The sequence below is a fragment of the Akkermansia massiliensis genome, assembly GCF_018847375.1.
GTDB classification, from domain to species: domain Bacteria; phylum Verrucomicrobiota; class Verrucomicrobiia; order Verrucomicrobiales; family Akkermansiaceae; genus Akkermansia; species Akkermansia massiliensis.
Genome location: NZ_CP072036.1, coordinates 1,388,135 through 1,406,150, shown reverse-complemented (window position 1 = coordinate 1,406,150; position 18,016 = coordinate 1,388,135). Strand labels below are relative to the sequence as shown.

18 protein-coding genes are annotated in these 18,016 nt (G+C 57.7%); 3 read left to right on the top strand and 15 right to left on the bottom strand.

The genetic code is table 11. The annotated features are described in order from the left end of the window. Window position 1: 1 nt before the first annotated feature. Genes J5W70_RS05855 through J5W70_RS05845 form a run of 3 tightly spaced genes read left to right on the top strand, consistent with a single transcriptional unit; the run spans window position 2 to window position 1,644 of the window. Window positions 2–607 (top strand): MarC family protein, encoded by a 606-nt coding sequence (locus tag J5W70_RS05855; protein WP_022397896.1) that lies wholly within the window; start codon window positions 2–4, stop codon window positions 605–607. 15 nt (window positions 608–622) lie between these two features. Continuing rightward, on the top strand, window positions 623–1,327 hold the full coding sequence (locus J5W70_RS05850) for an alpha/beta fold hydrolase (RefSeq protein ID WP_022397895.1): 705 nt from the start codon (window positions 623–625) through the stop codon (window positions 1,325–1,327). Then, the gene (locus tag J5W70_RS05845) at window positions 1,324–1,644 is read left to right on the top strand and encodes a DUF3820 family protein (RefSeq protein WP_022397894.1); all 321 of its coding nucleotides are present in this window, start codon (window positions 1,324–1,326) and stop codon (window positions 1,642–1,644) included. Before J5W70_RS05850 ends, J5W70_RS05845 begins: the two co-directional genes overlap by 4 nt. Window positions 1,645–1,680: 36 nt before the next feature. Here J5W70_RS05845 and J5W70_RS05840 read toward each other — a convergent pair whose 3' ends face one another. The 15 genes from J5W70_RS05840 to J5W70_RS05770 form a co-directional block, all read right to left on the bottom strand. Further along, window positions 1,681–2,034: a hypothetical protein gene (locus J5W70_RS05840; RefSeq protein ID WP_022397893.1), complete on the bottom strand. Its 354-nt coding sequence runs from the start codon at window positions 2,032–2,034 to the stop codon at window positions 1,681–1,683. Further along, entirely contained in the window at window positions 2,031–2,261 is a 231-nt protein-coding gene (locus tag J5W70_RS05835; protein WP_022397892.1) for a hypothetical protein, read from the bottom strand. The genes J5W70_RS05840 and J5W70_RS05835 overlap by 4 nt, the downstream gene beginning before the upstream one ends. Window positions 2,262–2,280: 19 nt before the next feature. Next, window positions 2,281–2,871 carry a DUF2589 domain-containing protein gene (locus tag J5W70_RS05830; RefSeq protein WP_022397891.1) on the bottom strand — a complete coding sequence of 197 codons (591 nt, stop codon included), beginning with the start codon at window positions 2,869–2,871 and terminating at the stop codon, window positions 2,281–2,283. 10 nt (window positions 2,872–2,881) lie between these two features. Beyond that, window positions 2,882–3,688, bottom strand: a complete 807-nt coding sequence (locus J5W70_RS05825; RefSeq protein ID WP_022397890.1) for a hypothetical protein — start codon at window positions 3,686–3,688, stop codon at window positions 2,882–2,884. A 35-nt stretch (window positions 3,689–3,723) separates the two neighbouring features. Next, the gene (locus J5W70_RS05820) at window positions 3,724–4,575 is read right to left on the bottom strand and encodes a DUF2589 domain-containing protein (RefSeq protein WP_022397889.1); all 852 of its coding nucleotides are present in this window, start codon (window positions 4,573–4,575) and stop codon (window positions 3,724–3,726) included. 146 nt (window positions 4,576–4,721) lie between these two features. Then, window positions 4,722–5,207 (bottom strand): LytR/AlgR family response regulator transcription factor, encoded by a 486-nt coding sequence (locus J5W70_RS05815; RefSeq protein ID WP_022397887.1) that lies wholly within the window; start codon window positions 5,205–5,207, stop codon window positions 4,722–4,724. Between the two features lie 183 nt (window positions 5,208–5,390). Continuing rightward, a complete protein-coding gene (locus J5W70_RS05810) occupies window positions 5,391–6,362 on the bottom strand; it encodes an extracellular solute-binding protein (RefSeq protein WP_022397886.1) in 972 nt (323 codons plus the stop codon). Between the two features lie 9 nt (window positions 6,363–6,371). Continuing rightward, on the bottom strand, window positions 6,372–7,997 hold the full coding sequence (locus J5W70_RS05805) for an ABC transporter permease subunit (protein ID WP_022397885.1): 1,626 nt from the start codon (window positions 7,995–7,997) through the stop codon (window positions 6,372–6,374). Next, complete coding sequence (locus tag J5W70_RS05800) at window positions 7,990–8,742, bottom strand: ABC transporter ATP-binding protein (RefSeq protein WP_022397884.1); 753 nt, start codon at window positions 8,740–8,742, stop codon at window positions 7,990–7,992. Before J5W70_RS05800 ends, J5W70_RS05805 begins: the two co-directional genes overlap by 8 nt. Window positions 8,743–8,796: 54 nt before the next feature. Beyond that, on the bottom strand, window positions 8,797–9,888 hold the full coding sequence (gene phnW / locus J5W70_RS05795) for a 2-aminoethylphosphonate--pyruvate transaminase (protein WP_022397883.1): 1,092 nt from the start codon (window positions 9,886–9,888) through the stop codon (window positions 8,797–8,799). Window positions 9,889–9,909: 21 nt separating this feature from the next. Next, the gene (gene phnX / locus J5W70_RS05790) at window positions 9,910–10,701 is read right to left on the bottom strand and encodes a phosphonoacetaldehyde hydrolase (RefSeq protein ID WP_022397882.1); all 792 of its coding nucleotides are present in this window, start codon (window positions 10,699–10,701) and stop codon (window positions 9,910–9,912) included. A gap of 136 nt (window positions 10,702–10,837) precedes the next feature. Then, entirely contained in the window at window positions 10,838–12,106 is a 1,269-nt protein-coding gene (locus J5W70_RS05785; protein ID WP_022397881.1) for a hypothetical protein, read from the bottom strand. A 125-nt stretch (window positions 12,107–12,231) separates the two neighbouring features. Beyond that, the gene (locus J5W70_RS05780) at window positions 12,232–14,568 is read right to left on the bottom strand and encodes a tetratricopeptide repeat protein (protein ID WP_215837118.1); all 2,337 of its coding nucleotides are present in this window, start codon (window positions 14,566–14,568) and stop codon (window positions 12,232–12,234) included. 490 nt (window positions 14,569–15,058) lie between these two features. Further along, window positions 15,059–16,504, bottom strand: coding sequence for an assimilatory sulfite reductase (NADPH) hemoprotein subunit (locus tag J5W70_RS05775; protein ID WP_022397879.1), 1,446 nt, complete (start codon window positions 16,502–16,504; stop codon window positions 15,059–15,061). 11 nt (window positions 16,505–16,515) lie between these two features. After that, window positions 16,516–17,826, bottom strand: a complete 1,311-nt coding sequence (locus tag J5W70_RS05770; protein WP_102721149.1) for a 4Fe-4S binding protein — start codon at window positions 17,824–17,826, stop codon at window positions 16,516–16,518. Window positions 17,827–18,016 lie beyond the last annotated feature (190 nt).

Below are 18,016 nucleotides of genomic sequence, written 5' to 3'. Positions count from 1 at the left end.
CATGCAGGACTTCCTTTCCACCGTTATTCTCCTGTTCATCGTCATTGATCCCGTGGGACTGGCCCCGATGATTCAGGGAATGCTGAAGAAATATTCGCCCGCCCAGCAGAAGGCCATTCTGATGCGGGAGCTTGTGTTTGCCCTGAGCCTGCTGCTCCTGTTCTTCTTCTCCGGGAAATTCCTGCTGGACCTGCTGGGGCTGGAACCGTCCACCCTGAATATTTCCGGGGGCATCCTGCTGTTCCTCGTGGCGCTGGGCATGGTCTTTCCCGCCAAGGACATGCTCTCTTCCGCCGGACGCACGACCGGACAGGACGAACCTTTCATCGTTCCCATCGCCATGCCCCTGATGGCCGGCCCCTCCTCCCTGGCCATCATCATGCTGCACGCCTCCCAGAGCCCGGACAGCATCTCCCAGATGACCTATGCCGGCGCCATCGTGACTGCCTGGTTCCTCTCCGGACTGGTGCTTTTCATCGCGCAGAAGTTCCTGCGCCTGCTGGGGGAAAAAGGGACGATCGCCCTGGAACGGATGATGGGCATGGTGCTTATCATGATTTCCGTCCAGATGTTTATGAACGGCCTCGCCGGATATGGCGTAAAATAGGAAAGGGCTTTCACCATGCTTTGGCTCCTGCACGGTAACCTGGGATCTCCGGCGGACTGGAAGCCCGCCATGGAAGCCCTGCGCGCCGGAGGAATAGAAGCCCGCGCCCTGAACCTGTGGAAGTATCTGGAATGCTGCCCCAAGAGCCTGGAGGAGATGGGGCGCGTGCTGTGCTCTGAAATAGCCGCCCAGGACAAGCATCCCTGGCTCTGCGGTTATTCCCTGGGAGGCAGGCTGGCCATGCAGGCCGTTCTGGCCCATCCCCCTCTCTGGAAAGGCGCCGTATTTGTCAGTGCCAATCCCGGGCTGGAGGATGAAGCGGAAAAAGCCGCGCGCCGCGCAAAGGATGCGGAATGGGCCGTCAAATGCCTCTCCGCTCCGTGGGAGGATTTTTTAAAGGAATGGGACGCGCAGGGCGTATTTGAAGGCGGCCCGCCGCCTCCGGACCGTTCTTCCCTGAAACCGTGGCGCAAATCCATCTCCCGCGCTTTCATCGACTGGTCCGTGGGCGCCCAGGAAAACCTGGCCCCGCTCCTGAAGCAGTCCCCTGTTCCCCAGTTATGGATAGCCGGGGAGCGTGATCCCAAATTCACTGCCCTGGCCCGTCGTGCGGCGGGGGAACAAGCCGTCATCATCCCCCGCGCCGGCCACCGCCTTCCCCTGGAAGCTCCGGCGCGGCTGGCGGAAAGCCTTCAACAATTCATCCTGCAAAACCCATGAACGATCCCAAAATACCGGACGCGGAAGATTTGAGACAACTGGTGGAGGAAATCGCGCAGACACACATCCCCTTCGGCATGTACGGCCCCGCCAAGTACCCTCCCAAGGGCTGCCCGCTGATGGACGTACCCCAGGAATACCTAGCGTGGTTCCAGGCCAAGGGCTTTCCCAAGGGAAAACTTGGCCGCCTGATGGAACAGTGCCTGCTGCTGAAGGGTAACGGGCTGGACCCGCTTTTTGACCCCTTCCGCAAAGCCAACGGCGGACGGACGAAGAAAAACGCCCGCCGCCGCGTGTGGGATTTTGAGAGCGAATAACTTTCCCTCCGGAAGGAACGCATTCTTCCTGCGTCATCAGGAGGGGGGAACGAGCTTCACTTCCCGCCTTGTCCCGTCCTCTTCCGTGACGGCCAGCACATAAAACACCCGGTCCTCCTTCTTCCCGCGCGTGACGGTAATGGTCAGGCTGCCGCGGGACAGCTTCACGCCATCCTCCGGAACGGAGAAAACGCCCAGCTTTCCCAGCAGTTCAAGCGCCCTGGCGCCGTCCCTCACACGGATGGTCTGGCCGTCGCCTGAAATTTGCTTCTTCACGTCCCGCCACGCGGCGGCCAGCTGGCCCGGTTCCCTCTGCTGCATCTCCGCCCGGGAAAGAGGGGGCAGAGCCATGCAAAGCACGGCGGACAGCATGATCAATAGTCTCTTCATGACAGGGAGGCGGCGGGGAGTTGCTTGTTAATGGTAGCCTGGAACTTTTCCAGGGCCTGCATGGCGTGGTCGGAAGCCTTCCGGTCAATGGAAAGCTTCAACCCGCAGTGGGGGCATTCAATGCCGCCGGACAACAGGTCCGGAATGGTCGTGGGGAAATACACTCCGCATTTGGGACAGTCAAGCCCCGGAGTGCGCTGGTAGGAATAAGTGGTTTTCTGGTCCATGTTTTTTTCTTTCAATTAGTTATTTTTTCTCCTGGGAGGGAGAATCTTCATAATGCGGCCTGGAGGTCAGCTGGAGGAATTGGGACAAGCCGGAAGGCATGTCCGCCTGCTGCATGGTGACATGGATTTTCATGTTCGCCTGCAGGGAGGAAGAGGAGGACCCCCTCCCGGACTGGGGCGCCAGGGAAGCGCGGAAGTTCAGGCCGTCATCCTGCCCTTTCCCGGCGGGGGAATCCACCTCCCCCTTGTTCAGGGAAAAACGTTCGTCCGGAGCGGAGGCGACTGCGTCAATGATATTGATGTCAAAGTCAAAGTCCGCCTGCTTGATTTGCAGCAGCGGCAGCGTCACCAGGCTGATGAGCGGCACGCTTACTTTCTTCTCCGCTCCGCCGGAAGCGTCGCTGTCCGTAAAATTAAAGCTGATGAGCCTCAGCGCCCCCGTGGAACCGTCCGCAGGATTGTAGGACTCAAAAGCCAGGGACATGAAATGCTTCATGTAGCGTTCCGTGGACATCGCGTCCGCATCAATCGTCGCGACCAGCGGGGCCGAGATCAACTGCTGCAGGCTCATGATGTGCCCGTTCACCTTGTTGTTTGTAGAATCACTCATAATAATATCACTATTGTGCGGCCAGTCCGGAAACGTCATTCTGCTCCGCCAGGACGGCGGGAACGGCGGCGGGCGCGATGTTGAGGTGAAGCGTCTGGATGGAGTTCTCCGGCATCTTTTTCAGCTTTTCCGTCTCCACCTCCACGTCCACCACTACATTGCTTACCTGCCGGGTGAACGCATACTTTTCCGCAAGCACGTCAATGAAGGAGGAGAGGCCTTCCCGGAGGTTCGTGCGGCACTCCTGCCTGAGGGCATCCCCCTGGGCACCCTGAAACAGGTCGGCCAGATCGGGATTGTCCATGAATTCCTTCTCCGCCACATCCGCCAGAAGCTCCGCCAGCAATCCCTTGTCCAGTCCGGAGTCCGCCCGCAGGAGGGCCCCCTCATGGCCGGAAACAGCCGCAGTGATCTTCTTCCCCAGGTAGAGGCAGAAATTCCTTTTCCACTGTTCCTCCCTGGCAAGCAGGGAGGAAAAATCACTTCTCGCCTCATCCGCCGGGAGATTGGAGTGCACCACGGCCATCACAATGGAACGGATGGCATACGCAGGCACCCGCTCCGCCAGTTCCTGCTGGAACAGGCTGCACTGCTCCGCATCCAGCACCTGCCTCTCCTCCACCCCGGAGGTTCCCGTCACCGCATACTTCAAATCGAATTCCAGGGACCCTATCTGGGCGCTGGGAAGCTGGAAGCCACGCACACCACCGTGCTTCCCGTACTGGCGTGCCAGCCCCGCCGCATGGCAGTTCGCCGCGTGCTGCGCTTCGATAATGTCCCTAAGCAGGGATTCGACAATCAGATTCAGACGAGACATGGCTCTGGGATGGAAGAGAAATCGTTATGCTCCGGTTATTGTGCAGGCGTAGCGGCCACGGCCACCTTCCTCTTGAGCTCTCCGGCGCTCACCGTGCAGTTCCTGGCGTCTTCCTTGGAAATCGTGTATTCCTTGCCGGAATCCGTTTTCACAATCTTGGCTTCATTCCCCGCACCGTTATCAAACGGGTCCGTGGCGTCCCCTATCCGGAGAGTGATAGCATCCGGCTCAAACAGGCCTTCCTTGTTCTTGTAGGAGGTCATCAGCTTCACGCTTCCATCGTCCTGGATGGCATGCTGAACCTCCAGGGAACCAGTGGGAGATACCACGGAAATGCTGTTGTTCAGCATTTCCAGCACCTTGGCCATCCCGGCGGGCATGCTGTCCTGTCCGGCATGAACGGCCACGTCCATCGTGTACTCCACGCTGTACTTGGAGTCCTTCGTGGCGGAGGAGTCCTTCTTGCTGGAATAGCTGGCGTTCATGCTGCCGCGCGCCCAGAAGCATCTTGCAGAGGCGGAAACACTGGTATCTACGGAGCTGGAGGAATTCTCCGTCTCCGTACTGGCGGCGGAAGCGCTGATATTCGCCTTGAAGTTGATGTCAATGGAGTTGATGGCGATGTAGGGAATGGGAACGATGGTCAGAAGGGGAACCGTAATCTGGGCCATGTGGCCGTCCTTGATGAACTGGAAGGAGACATTCACCGTCTTCTTCTCTTCTCCTTCCGTGTACAGACCCACATTTTGGATGAATTCCCAGGAGGTCCGGGCCGCCTGGGCCTGGGCTTCCACACAGGCGACCAGGGGACCGCCGATGATGTTGCCGAAAGGCAGCGACTTGAGGGAGGAGGTCGCCACATCTGCTGCTGATTTGTCAATTGCCATATTATTTTATTTTCTGGTTGAGGTTAATATGAGGTGCCGCCTTTTGGCGACGTTGTGATCATGGGGTCATTCCGGCGCTTTTTCTATCCCGCCTGTCCGGAAGAACTGTTCCACTTTCCCGCGGCGCCGGCGGCCATGGCCGGGGTCTATTTGGAAAACGACAGCATGTTCAGGCTTCCCAGCACTTTCTTTTTCATGAACTTGCTGACGGGGATGGAAACATTCCCCACCTGAAGGAAATTACCCGCAATGGACTCTATGTGTAATTTATTAACCAGATAGGAACGGTGCACGCGGATGAAATATTCCCCGTCCAGGTGCTCGGCCACCCGCGCCAGCGGGGCGGATACCAGAATGGACGACATGCCGTGCACGTGCAGCGTGCAGTAGCTTCCCCCCGCCTCCACATACAGGATATGCTTCATCAGGATGCGCTGGAACCCGTCGTTCATTTTGACGAACACCATGGGGTTTCTGGACAGGGAAAATCCGGCGGGCCTCCCCAACAGCGGCGTAAGGGAGTCATCCTTCATTTCCATGATTTCCAGCTTGTCTCCGTGCTCCACCGGTTCCGGCGCCGGGGCATAACAGATCCTATCTTTTTTAGTGACTTTAATAAATTTAATGGTCATTCAAAAATCATAGCAAAAACTTTAAATACTCAATAAATTCATCAATGAACAGCAGAAATGACCTTCTGAAACCAAATTTATCTCTTCTGAACGGCCATTGGAAACCGTGCCTTACCAACGCATTCAGGCCGCGGAAACCGTATTCCGCGGCCTGAATGGCACCCGTCTCTGCCGGGAAAAAACCTAATTCATCAGCGCCTGGTGCCTTTTCAGCAATTCCACCGTCAGCGGTTCGGGAAAGGCCTTCACGTTGGACGACCTGGCATCCTCCCTAAAGTTTTCCCCCTCATACAGCGGCACGGGGTAGACCTTGAGGATGCCGGGGCGGGCGGTCCGGACAAGCGTCTCCGCCATCTTCATCGCCAGGGGATTGCCCCCCGCGCCCTTGTCCGTCACGCAGACGGACTCCGTTAGCATGAAATTGCCTTCCGCCGGGTCCACGTAATCAATGGGGAGGCCGGCCTTCCTGTCCGCTACGGCCTGGTGGCGCAGGCCGAAGGCAATCGCCACCTCCCCGGCGCGCACCTTTTTCAGCGGTCCGGAACCGGAATTTTCCAGATGGGGCCCCGCGTTCTCCATCATGCCGTGCAGCAGGCGCCCCGCCTCCTGTTCCCCGTACGCGCTGACCAGGGCCTGGACCATCAGCCATGCCGTGGAGGAACTGCGGATATTGGGGATGGAGATGAAGCCCTTGTACGCCGGACTTGCAAGGTCTTTCAGGGAGGCGGGCCGGGGCAGCCCGTTCTCCTGAAGCGCCCTCGTATTGATGAAAATGGCCCCTTCCTGCGCCGTAAGGGGCGCGCAGAAACCGGGCGTCTTTTCCAGGGCATGGAACGTGAAGGAGAGGGGGGCGAACATCCGGTGGGCCTGCTGGGCGCTTTCCAGGTAGTAGGTGGAGGCGGTAATCACATCCGCCTCAATGTTGCTGCCCTCCGCCATGATCTTTCCGCCCAGCTCCGAGGTGCTGAAGGAGGAAAAAATGTACTGTCCGGAAAATCCGGCCCTGTCCAGGGCGTCCTGCATGGCTAGCCGGGATTCTTCGTCCGCGTTGGAGTAAATCACTACCTCCGGGCCTTGATTGCAGCCGCCCAGGCACAGAAGGACTCCGGAAACGACGGCAAGCGCGCAGGCAATCATGGTGGACTGTTTTTTCATGACGGTATTTTATTGTTTTTTGGTGCATCTGGCGGCAATGCCGCCCAGAATGACCCTGGCCAGGATATTCGTGGCCAGAATCAGGAGGGACATCACAAAGATGGAATCAAACTGCGCGTAATGCTGCAATTCCTTGATCTTGGTGGTCAGCACGGCCGTTCTGGCGCCCACCAGGAAGATGACGGCGCTGATCGTGATCATGCTGTTGATGAAGTAATAGCTGAACATTTCCAGCACGGTTCCCAGCGAATTGGGCACCACAACCCGGCACAGGGTTTTCAGCCAGGAATCACCCATCAGGGCGGCCGTGGCCTCCCAGCCCTTGTTCATTTTCTCCAGCGAACTCTTGCCCATCAGGTAGGGCGTGGTAAAGAAATGGACCACGTTGCAGAGCACCAGAATCAGGAAGGTGTTTTGCAGGCTGGTTCCCGTGAAGGCGAACAGGAACGCCAGGCCGAGCACCATGCCGGGAATGGTGTTGGTCACCACGGATATCCCATCAACCGCGCCGCGGGCCACCCTCCCCAGGCCGGAGCGCGCGGAGGCCAGCGCCGCGCCGTAGGAAAGCAGGGTGCCCAGCAGAGCGGTCAGCAGGGCCACCCACAGGGAATTGCCGTAAATGGAGAGCAGGCCGCGGGAAGAGAGGATGCGGGTGAACCGGTCCATGGAAAATTCCACCTCATAAGGCCAGTTTCTGACGAAAGGCACCACGAACATGACCGCAAAAACCGCCGCAATGGTTCCGATGACGGCCAGGGACCCGGCACCGCACACGGCGTCCCTCAGGCGGCTTTTGACGATGTCCTGGCGGCAAATCCTGTTGTACCGGAAATTGTACCGTTCCAGGTAATTGATCAGCAGGATGCTGATGATGGACGGCAGCAGCATGGAAACGGCGACCGCCGCGCCGCCGCCGAAGTTCGGGATGGCCCCCAGCATTTCATTGTACAAATGGATGGCCACCACGTCAAAACTGCCTCCGATGGAGGCGGGAATGCCGAAGTCCGTAAAACTCAGCGTGAACGACTGGATCAACGCCGCCCCCAGCGTACCCACCAGCGGCCTCACGGCCGTTCCCAGGAAAGTGCGAACGGGGCCGTCCCCCATCACCTTGGAAACGATGGCGAAGTTCTTGTCTACATACTTGAAGGTGTTGTTAATCAGCAGGAAGGCGATCGGCAGCGTGTAAATGGTGTAGCCCAGCAGCATTCCCTGGAACCCGTAAATGTCCAGCATCTGGAACCCCAGCAGCCGCGTCAGCAGCCCTTCCCTGCCGAAGGAGTAGATGATGACGAAGCCGTACGTGATGGTGGGCAGGAACATGGGCGCCACCGTCATTCCCGCGATGAACTTGCGGAACAAGGGCAGCAGCCCCGTATTGTTCACGGCATACGCCAGGAAAAAGGCCAGCGCGGTGGTCAGCGCCGCGGAAACCCCGGAAATCAGAAAACTGTTCCGGAAGGATTCCAGGAATGCCGGGCTGGCCAGCATGGCCGTGTAATTCCCCAGGCCGGATTCCCCGCCTACCAGGAAGGACTTGCCCAGCAGCAGCGCCATGGGCAGGACCAGGAAGACGGAGAACACCAGGGCAACCGCCCAGAACACGCCCCGGATTTCTATCTGGGTTTTATGCATAGGAACCCTCAAAGAGGGAAAGAATGTTATTCCTCTTGATCTCCAGCTGGTTCAGGATGAACTGCTTCACAAAGCTGTTGCTGGGGCTGGAAATGATTTCCCGCGGCGTGGAATACTGGGAAATGCCTCCTTCGTTCAGGATCAGCACCCGGTCGGACAGGGTAAGGGCCTCCTCCGGGTCATGCGTCACGATGATCGTGGTCAGGTTGTACTCCCGGGCAATCGTCTTGATGCGGGACTTGATGGACTCCTTGATGACGCCGTCCAGGGCGCTCAGAGGTTCGTCCAGCAGCAGGATGCGGGGTTTCATCACCAGCGTGCGGGCCAGGGCCACGCGCTGCTTCTGGCCGCCGGAAAGCTGGTCGATGCGCTTGTCCAGATGTTCGCTCAGGCCCAGCAGCTCCACCAGCTCCCGCACCTCACGGGGGGAGCTGGCCCCCGGCTTGTTCTTCAGGCCGTACGTGATGTTCCGGTAGGCGTTCAGGTTGGGGAACAGGGCGTAATCCTGGAACACGATGTTGAAACCGCGCCGCTGCATGGGCGTGCCGCTCACGTCCTCCCCGTCAAAAAGGATCTGGCCGCCGTCCAGTTCCGCCAGCCCCAGGATGACGTTCAGCAGCGTAGTCTTTCCGCTGCCGGACGGCCCCAGGATGGAGACGATCTCCCCTTTCCGGATGTCCAGGCTGATGCCGTTCAGAATGGGAACTCCGTTATAGACTTTCTTGATATTTTTCAACTGTAGCATGGTAAACTCCTGGCCGCCGCAGCGGCCCGCTGGGATTGATGGATGGGAAGGGAACTATTTGTTCCGGCGGATATCCGCCACGGCCTCCGCCAGGCGGCGGAAATCGTCCGGGAATACGTCCCCGATATTGCCGATGCGGAAGGTAGGGGCTTCCGAAATCTTGCCGGGGTAAATGACGAAGCCCCGTTCCTTCAAGGCCTCGTAAAACTTCTGGAAATCAAAATCCTCCTCCGGGTACAGGAAGGACGTGATGATGGGGGACTGGAGCTCGTCCGGAAGCAAGGTCCGGAACCCGCTCCGGCGCATTCCCTCCACCAGCGCCGCATGGTTTTCCCGGTACCGGGCATGGCGGGCTTCTATGCCGCCCTCCTCTTCCAGCTCCTTCACGGCCTGGAAGAAGGCGCGCACCACATGCGTGGGAGAGGTAAAGCGCCACTTGCCATGGCCCTTTTCCATCTCCGCCCACTGGTCGTACAAATCCAAGGACAGGGAACGGGAGACCCCCTCGCACCGGGACAGGGAGGAGCGTCTGGCAATGACGAAGCCGAAACCCGGAACGCCCTGGATGCACTTGTTCGCGCTGCTGACCAGGAAGTCGATTCCCAGCTTGCGGATGTCAATGGGAATGCCGCCGAAGCTGCTCATGGCGTCCACGATGAACGTCAGGCCGCGACCGCGGATCGCCCTGGCGACGGCCTCCACCGGATTCAGAATGCCGGTGGTGGTCTCGCAGTGCACCATGGCCAGGTGGGAGATGTCCGGGTGTTCCTCCAGCGCGCGCCGCACGGCCTCCGGCGTTACGGGCACCGTCTCCTTCAGGGAAACGAGGACGTGATTCAGGCCATGGCGGCGGGCGATGTCCCCCATGCGCTTGCCGTACGCACCGTTGGCGACGATCAGCAGCTTGTCCTGCGGCCTGACGGCGCAGCTCAGCGTGGCTTCCACGGCATAGGTGCCGCTTCCCTGTAAAAGAACGGTGGTGTATTCGCCGTCCAGTCCGGCCAGCTTCAAAAGCTGTTCCCGGATGACGGTGACCACGCCCTCGTTGTAATCCTTGTCCCAGGTGCACCAGTCCTGAAGCATGGCCTGGCGGACGGATTCGGAAGTGCTCAGCGGGCCGGGGGTAAGAAGAAGGTAATTTCTCATGGCAGATGAATGGTTGAAAGGCTAGCGGTTCATGGAGGCGTTGATCTCCTCAATGCAGGCGGGCAGTTCACGAATGGAATCCAGCACGTAATGCGCTCCCGCGTCCAGCATGCGGCGGCGCACTTCCTCCTTCATTCTGTTCAATTCTGCGGCGGGCATGGCCTCATATTCCTCCTCGCTCAGGCCCAGTTCATTGCTGCCCGTGATGATGCCCACGGTGTGCACTTTCGCACTCAATCCTTCCCGGATATCCGCCATCGTATCGCCCACCTTCACCACCTGGTCCACGGAGGGGATCTCCAGGTCAATCATGTTCCGGTAAACCATGTACGGCGCGGGACGGCCCGCGGGAACTTCATCCGGCGTCACCAGGTTGTCCACCACATAACCCCGGGCGGCAGCCCCGGGACGCACGATGTCCATCATCTCCGCCGTGTAGCCCGTGGTGGACCCGACTTTGATGCCCCGGGCCTTCAGCCCCTCCAGCGTTTCCACCACGCCGGGAATGGGTGTGGTGAAATCCTTCAGGGAGGCGAACAGGTGCGTTTCAAACCCGGCGTAAAGCTCCCGCACGTCGGCCTCATTCCAGGAACGGCCATACTTCCGTTCAAACTGTTCGCGAACCGGATCCATTTCCAGAATGGCGCGGATGTGGTCCACTTTCAGCAACCCCATGGGTTCCCGCGCCTGCCTGTAGGTGATATCCAGGCCCTTTTCCCTGAACACGCTCAAAAAAACGTTCAAAGGGGCGAAACAGCCGAAGTCCACGGCCGTACCGGCCCAATCCATGATGATGCAACTGACTTTATTCATAATCTGTAATGTCTGGTCGTTGAAGGAGCAGCAGCGGCGGCTTTCCTCCGGGAACAGAGCCAACCTAAAACCTTCCCCGCCGCCGGACAAGAGCCGCCTGGTTGCAATGTTGTCACATAAACGGCGCCGGACACGGTCAGAAATTCGTGTACGCGCCGCAGATAAACGTCCACCCCGTAAACCCGGCGGAACGGCCTCCGCGGGAATGCCCGTACTCCGCCATCGTCATGATCTTCAGCCGCGCGGGATCGTCCCGGTACACAAAGAAATTCAACCCGGCGGCCACGGCCTGGTAGCAATCCACGCGGTTCCCTCCCCTTTCCGCCAGGGAGGCATAGCGCTTATTCGGCTTCACGGCGTCCGGACCGAATGCGAGCTGGTAGCGGGCGACCGCCTGCACATGCCCCGTCAGGTTGAAGGACGGCATGACGGTCAGCCCCGCCAGGCCGGACGGAGCTATCACGCCGCCGCCGGAGGAATATTCCCGCAGCCGGGAAGCCCAAACCGCCTGGGCCATCAGCTCAAATGCGCCCTGCTTTCCGTAATAATACAGCGCCAGCACGTTCCGCGCCCCGGTGCCCGTGTAATTGCCGTCGTAGGGGCGGTCCTTCATGTCCCCCCAATTGTAAATCCAGTCGCAGTACAGCCGCCCTTCCTTCAGCAGCAGGCCGTCCGCGCGCGCGGACAGGCCCAGGCTCATGTTCACGGACTCCCAAGTGCCCCAGGTTCCGCGGCTCCTCTCGTCCGTGTTGGACCACAGGCCCGCGTAATACCCCAGCGGCTCCTTCTTTTCGTCATTATAGCTCCAGACGCCGAAGGAACTGTCGCTGACCAGCATGTTTTCCACGGCGGAAATCTCCGGCAGCTTATACTTGGAACTGGAAATGCGGTTCTCCGCCAGAATGACGGGAAGCACCTTCCCCGCACCCACAACAGCGCCCGGCAGGGAATATTCCAGATTGGCCTCATAAAGGTTGCCGCGGGTCATTTTGTGGTTGTTCCAGCGTCCGCCCTTGTAATAGCCCAGACTGTCCACGCCGCCCATGTTCCAGATATTAGCCACTTTCAGGTCCCGGAGCACCCTGGCGTTCCAGCCCAGCCTCAGCCGCCGCCATTCCTCCGTGCGCCCGTGGGAGCCGGGGTACGTTTCAGAACCGTTGGGAGCCACGGCCGCCGCCTGGTACTGGGCCCGCAGGGACACGTTGAACTCCTGAAGCCACGGATTCTCGCCATTCCTGTACAAATGCACGTTGCCGGGATGGGCTCCGTAGCTTTGCGCCCAGAGTCCGGACAGGGAGGACACGCCGCCCGCCGTTCCGTTCCAGGAGGAAAAACCTTCCGCGCCACACGCAAAGCCGGCGGCGCAGCCAAAACAGGCGGCATAGAAAAAAGAGGCTAGGGACATGATTCCCCACCATAGCCGTTCCGGAAATCGCCTGAACCATTTTCAGGTCAAAAAATCGCCACACAAGAAACCTGTTTTATAACATCACGCTTATATTTTGTCCTATCCCAACTGTATTTCTTGAATCATTCTAGCTCATGCCGGATGTCTCGCGCTTCTTTATACAATTTTTCCGCCTCTTCCTCCTGCCCTTGGAGCATCCGCAAGTTCGCCATTCGTTGTAGGGATATGATCAAATCTTTCTTCCAACCCGCGTTGCTTCCGTCCCTCTCCACCAGCTCCCTCATGATGCACAGGCTCTCCCGGAAATATTCCTCCGCCTCTGCTTTCCTTCCTTCGGACAGCCGTAGATCCCCCATCCGGTCCAGCGAGACGGTTAAATCCCTTTTCCAGCCCGCGTTGCTTCCGTCGCGGGTCACCAGTTCCCGCATGATACCCAGGCCCTCCCGGTACAATTCCTCAGCCTCTCCTTCTTTTCCCTGCGACATCCGCAAGTCTCCCATCCGGTTCAAGAATACGGTCAAATCCCTCTTCCAGCCCGCGTTGCTTCCGTCACTGTCCACCAGCTCCCGCATGATACCCAGGCTTTCCCAGTACAATTCCTCAGCCTCTCCTTCTTTTCCCTGCGACATCCGCAAGTCTCCCATCCGGTTCAAGGATACGGTCAAATCCCTCTTCCAGCCCGCGTTGCTTCCGTCACTGTCCACCAGCTCCCGCATGATACCCAGGCCCTCCCGGTACAATTCTTCAGCCTCTCCTTCTTTTCCCTGCGACATCCGCAAGTCTCCCATCCGGTTCAAGGATACGGTCAAATCCCTCCTCCAGCCCGCGTTGCTTCCGTCGCGGGCCACCAGCTCCCGCATGATACCCAGGCCCTCCCGGTACAATTCTTCAGCCTCTCCTTCTTTTCCCTGCGACATCCGCAAGTCTCCCATCCGGTCCAAGGATACGGTCAAATCCCTCCTCCAGCCCGCGTTGCTTTCGTCGCGGGCCACCAGCTCCCGCATGATATCCAATATCTCGCGATATAACGATTCGGCCTCATCCTTCCTCCCCTGAACCCTCCGCAGGTCCCCCATCCGGTTCAAGGATACGGTCAAATCCCTCTTCCAGCCCGCGTTGCTTCCATCTCGAGTTACCAATTCTCGCCGGTCTTCCAGACTTTTTTGATATAATACTTCTGCCTCTTGCAAATTTCCTTGAATACTCAACACATCTCCAAGGCAAGTATTAGCTTCGTTTAGCTCTTGTGTCCATTTTACATTATAACCATCGATTGTTACAAGACGCCCGACAATTTCTTTATACTTATTATAAAATGTAACGGAATTTTTTATATTTCCTTGTAATTCATGTATTTTTCCCATTAGAAATAAAATTTCTCCTAGATCAACTCGTCTTTCTGTATTTTCACTATCTTCGCCCAGTAACTGCTCTGCAATTCGCATTGACATATTGCCATACTTTACAGCTTCTTCCAACTTCCCCTGTGTCTTTAAAATCACAGATATTCCCTTTAAAGTTAACAGTTTATCTCTTCTATGTTTTATATGTTTATAGGGATTAGAGGACAAGTTTTCAACAATTTTCTCTGCCTCTTGATACTGCTCCATCGCATTTTCCAACAATCCCTGTTTTATTTTTACATCACCCAAACAACGTAACGCTGTACTCAAATCGTGCTGAAGCTGGGTATTATTTTTTCTTCCTTCCATAAGAGAATGGAGTGTACTGATAGATTCTTTATACCATCCTTCTGCCTCTCCAAAAATACCTTGTTGAAAAGCAACATCACCAATCTTCCGATAGGCTAAAATTAAATCACGCTGCCATTCCACGTTATTCGAATCCTTACAAACCAGGGCCTGCGCTGCTTCTCTTGAACGCTGATAATAACCGGATGCTTCCTTGAACAACCCATACCCCATGCTAATATCGCCAAGCTTGTTCAAAATAATTGTTTGTTCATGAATATATTGATCATTAATCTCTCCTTCCTTTAATAGCTGTTTTAATAACTCCAAGGCCTTTCTATACTTCTCCTGTGCTCTGTCACAAACATTGCGCAAACGGAACATGTCACCATCCAAATGCATGGCAATGCATTTAGAAAAAGCTTCCGCTCTTTGAAGTACTTCAGATTGTTTCCGCGCCTGGTTTTGAAAATCATTTATGTTTTTTTGACATTCCTTATCAAAATCTCTTTTCTTGCTCCATGTCCAAACCCCCAGCATGGCAACAAAAAGGGTTCCACCCGTCAAAATGAATGTCATGAAACGCCAAGAAGCCTCATCTGCGCGGTCCGCACCTTTTTGAACTCTATCCACATAATCCTGCAAATGTGTCAACAACAAGTTCCTTCCGTTCCAGTTGTTTTCAAGCTGGATGCTTTCATTCCCAAAATGGTCCTTTAATTGAATTAAGGAATCCCGGCGCTTTTGGAGATCAAGGATTTTAGACATCCTATTAGAAAGCTCCTTGTAAATTTCCACCTTTTGCCGAGAACTCTCTTCTGGAGCATGGTTGTATTGCCACCTCAGAGCACCATATAACCCGTGTTCAGCGTCTATTTGCCGTTCGATCTCCTGTATTTTGGACACCATCTTGTTCTTTTGCCTCTCATGTGTCTCCTCTCTCCTACACCCCGGCAAGCAGAATATTCCTAATGACAAAACCAAAATTACAATGACCGAAATAGTCCAAAAAAATGTATATTTCCCATCTTTGAGAAACACAGTTTTTTTCCGCCCATTTTTCTCGGCAGAAGAATTATTAATTTTTCCCTTTTGACACATTACAATAGAATAAAAACCCTATTTTACATAAAAATCAACCATTATGTGTAGTAATAATTTTCCCGTTAAGAAATTAGAATAGACAGCAAATGAAGAATGACTCCATCGCTAACTTTTTACTAATCCACAGATATAAGAATGAGAGTAATCCTCCCAATCATAATTGATTCAAAATTCCGCCTGTTTCTCCGGACATAATTTCCTCAAAGACCCACTCCCCGAACGTCCATTCCTCATTCTCCCCTTTGGCAAGGGCGAACTGCCGGAAGAGTTCCCGGAACAGCTCCCTCACTTCGCCAAGGGGAACGGCGCGGCGCAGCAGGAACGCCGTCCTGTCGCCCTGGGCGCGCCCTCCGGCAAAAACATCGTAAACGCCCTCGCTGCGGCCCACCATGGCCAGCTCTGCAAACAGGGGGCGGGAACAGCCGTTGGGACAGCCGGAAATCCGGAACACCACGGGTTCGTCATCCAGCCCGAATTCATGCAGAATTTCTTCCAGCCATCCGTTGAGCTCCCGGTGGACCAGGGAAGAAGCGGCGCGGGCGCGGCGGCAGCCCGGCAAGCCGCGGCAGGAGCAGGATTCAATGGAGAGCGGGGAAAAATGCCTGGACCCGCGCAGCAGTACCTTGATGCGTTCCGCCACGCACCTGTCCGCCGGATGAAGCCTCAAATTGCCCCGCGGCGTGATGCGCACCGGAGAAGTCAAAAAAGGGACCACGCGCCGCCATGCCGACGCCACGGCATATTCCGGCGTATCCTCCAGACTGCCGGAAGGGAGCGCCACCAGCAGCCCGTTATAGAAATCATTGCGGCTCCACTCCCCGGAAGAGGAAAACTCAGGTTGCTCCCCCTCTCCCGGGTACAAGCCGGCGTTTTTCAATTCATTCAGAACCCAGTCCAGGCTGCGGGAGGCGAACAGCGACTTCAATCTCCTCTTGCGCGGATTGTCCGGTTCCCCGAACTGTTCATTCAGGGCCGTCAGCACCCCCGCCGCCTTCACGGCCTCCGGCAGGGAATACCGCCCCAGCCAGGATGCCGCCCGCGGCGCCAGGGCCGCACTGCCCCCCTGAATGCCGCCCCCGCCTCCGGCAAACAAATGCACGCCGCCCTCCGGATGGCCTCCCTTGGGAACCACAAAGCCCAGGTCACAGGAAAACAGCCCGAATTCATGGTGCGGAGCCTCTTCCAGACAAATACGGGCGCGCTTGTGCAGGGCGGAAAAACGTTCTTCAGGCTGCGGGTCCGAGGAAAAAAGACGTTCGCGGTTTTTGCGTATTTCATACGCGGGGAAGGAAACGGGAGCGGAAAACCTGTTCAACTTTCCGGCGAACTCCAGCCATGCGTCCCGGTTTTCCCCCCAGCAGAGGGAGGAACCTACATCCACGGCCTGTTCCGTATAGGGAACCAGGCGGGAAAGCTTTTCCGCCAGGGCAATGCCCTTCTCCACGCATTCCCGCTCATCCACCCCGTCCAGAGGAATGGACAGGGTGGAAAAGGAAACAAGGCGGCATCCGCCGTCCACGGCGTCCAGAACGGCCTGCCACTGGGCGGGTTCCATCCATCCTCCGCAAAACGGATATTCCATGGTGTAGGTATTTCTCATGATGAATAAAATCAGACTCGCGCCGTCGCCAGGAACACCACGTGCATGACGGAAACCAGCGTTACAAAATACATGTCCGCCCGCGCGGACGGCACAGAGGAGAAGGGACCGGCCATGCCGAGGCCCAGAGCGCCGTGGGAACACCGGGAAATGCAGTCCCGGCAAAGGGTGCAGCGCCTGGAAATGCGGCAGGCCCCGCCCTCGCGCGAGATGGCGAGGTCACGGCAGGCGGCGGCGCACTGCATGCACCCGGTGCACGTCTCCTTCACGCGCATGCGCCAGGGGGACAGCCTGCCCAGCAAACCGGCGGCCAGCCCCATGGGGCAAAACCTGCTGCAATATTCCCTCACGCCGCCCGCGGCGCTCATTCTCCAGGCCAGGGGAGCCAGGAAAGCCGCGGCAAGCGCAACCGCCAGGGCGTATTCCACCGGGAGTCCCCACAGGGACAGGAGCAGCGGCGTTCCCACCGCTGCGGCGAGGGCCGCCCATCTCCAGTCCCGGAGGCCCTTGCCTCCCTTCACCGGACGCCCCTTTCTGCGGGAGGAGGCGGCGGACAGGCAGTCCCACACCCCGAAGTAGCACAGATGGCTGCACCACGCGCTCCCGGCCAGAAGGACGGATACGCTGAACAGCGCCAGCATGAAGATGCCTTCTCCCCGGTAAACCGGGCCGGAAATCATCATGAACGGCACGGGAACATGCAGCCTGCCCGTCATCAGCAGGGAGGAAGCCACCGTCACGCCCAGCAGAAACTGAAGAAAAAACACGGAGGCGAATACGGTCCACATCAGCCGCCGCCTGCGGGGAGACGCCTGCGGATTCAGCAGCCCCTCCGCACAATAGCCTCCCCACCAGGCCAGAAGAAGAATCACGAGTCCGTTGACGCCCTGCCACGGCAGAACACGCTCTCCCAGCAGCAGGCGGAAAGGGGCCAGCGCATCCAGCAGAAACAGAAATAGCACGGAGGCGGAAAACACGCGGCTGCGCGCCAGCTCCGGAACAGGCAAATCCTTCTCCCCGCGCCTGCGCCACAGGATAGCCGCCGCATGAAGCAGCAGCACGCCCGCCAGAATGGCGGCCAGCCGCAGAAACGGCAGTCCCTCCATCATCCGCAGCCTGGCCAGATGCCAGGTTTCCGCCCCCCAGAAAAGCAGGGAGGCCAGCAGCAGGAACGTGACGCTCCTGCGGAGCCAGCCGCGCCGGGAAAACGAAAGCGCCGCCAGCCCCATGCACAAAATGACGCCCGCATGCATCCCGCCGCGCAAAAAATGGGCGGCCGTCATCAGAAAGCAGAACAAGGAGATGAGTCCGGGGCCGGTCATGGCATCGTGGGCGCCTGTCTGGCACCCCCAACATAAGTGAAAAGACCGGGCGCTCCAGAAAAAAACGGTTCATCCGCCCGTGAAGGGAGCCTCATTGCGTCACCCCTCCGCCGCTCCGTCCGGAAGCCTCCGGAACATGCGGAAGGGCGCCGTTCCACGGCGGCGAAAGCCGCGGGGGCGCCCCGCCGGA

What these genes read in the sequence shown, in the direction of transcription:
- J5W70_RS05780 (WP_215837118.1), bottom strand. Translation starts at nt 14,568, where the DNA reads ATGTCTAAAATCCTTGATCTCCAAAAGCGCCGGGATTCCTTAATTCAA.
- J5W70_RS05810 (WP_022397886.1), bottom strand. Translation starts at nt 6,362, where the DNA reads ATGAAAAAACAGTCCACCATGATTGCCTGCGCGCTTGCCGTCGTTTCC.
- J5W70_RS05850 (WP_022397895.1), top strand. Translation starts at nt 623, where the DNA reads ATGCTTTGGCTCCTGCACGGTAACCTGGGATCTCCGGCGGACTGGAAG.
- J5W70_RS05770 (WP_102721149.1), bottom strand. Translation starts at nt 17,826, where the DNA reads ATGACCGGCCCCGGACTCATCTCCTTGTTCTGCTTTCTGATGACGGCC.
- phnX (WP_022397882.1), bottom strand. Translation starts at nt 10,701, where the DNA reads ATGAATAAAGTCAGTTGCATCATCATGGATTGGGCCGGTACGGCCGTG.
- J5W70_RS05820 (WP_022397889.1), bottom strand. Translation starts at nt 4,575, where the DNA reads ATGGCAATTGACAAATCAGCAGCAGATGTGGCGACCTCCTCCCTCAAG.
- J5W70_RS05845 (WP_022397894.1), top strand. Translation starts at nt 1,324, where the DNA reads ATGAACGATCCCAAAATACCGGACGCGGAAGATTTGAGACAACTGGTG.
- phnW (WP_022397883.1), bottom strand. Translation starts at nt 9,888, where the DNA reads ATGAGAAATTACCTTCTTCTTACCCCCGGCCCGCTGAGCACTTCCGAA.
- J5W70_RS05815 (WP_022397887.1), bottom strand. Translation starts at nt 5,207, where the DNA reads ATGACCATTAAATTTATTAAAGTCACTAAAAAAGATAGGATCTGTTAT.
- J5W70_RS05800 (WP_022397884.1), bottom strand. Translation starts at nt 8,742, where the DNA reads ATGCTACAGTTGAAAAATATCAAGAAAGTCTATAACGGAGTTCCCATT.
- J5W70_RS05785 (WP_022397881.1), bottom strand. Translation starts at nt 12,106, where the DNA reads ATGTCCCTAGCCTCTTTTTTCTATGCCGCCTGTTTTGGCTGCGCCGCC.
- J5W70_RS05805 (WP_022397885.1), bottom strand. Translation starts at nt 7,997, where the DNA reads ATGCATAAAACCCAGATAGAAATCCGGGGCGTGTTCTGGGCGGTTGCC.
- J5W70_RS05775 (WP_022397879.1), bottom strand. Translation starts at nt 16,504, where the DNA reads ATGAGAAATACCTACACCATGGAATATCCGTTTTGCGGAGGATGGATG.
- J5W70_RS05830 (WP_022397891.1), bottom strand. Translation starts at nt 2,871, where the DNA reads ATGAGTGATTCTACAAACAACAAGGTGAACGGGCACATCATGAGCCTG.
- J5W70_RS05855 (WP_022397896.1), top strand. Translation starts at nt 2, where the DNA reads ATGCAGGACTTCCTTTCCACCGTTATTCTCCTGTTCATCGTCATTGAT.
- J5W70_RS05835 (WP_022397892.1), bottom strand. Translation starts at nt 2,261, where the DNA reads ATGGACCAGAAAACCACTTATTCCTACCAGCGCACTCCGGGGCTTGAC.
- J5W70_RS05825 (WP_022397890.1), bottom strand. Translation starts at nt 3,688, where the DNA reads ATGTCTCGTCTGAATCTGATTGTCGAATCCCTGCTTAGGGACATTATC.
- J5W70_RS05840 (WP_022397893.1), bottom strand. Translation starts at nt 2,034, where the DNA reads ATGAAGAGACTATTGATCATGCTGTCCGCCGTGCTTTGCATGGCTCTG.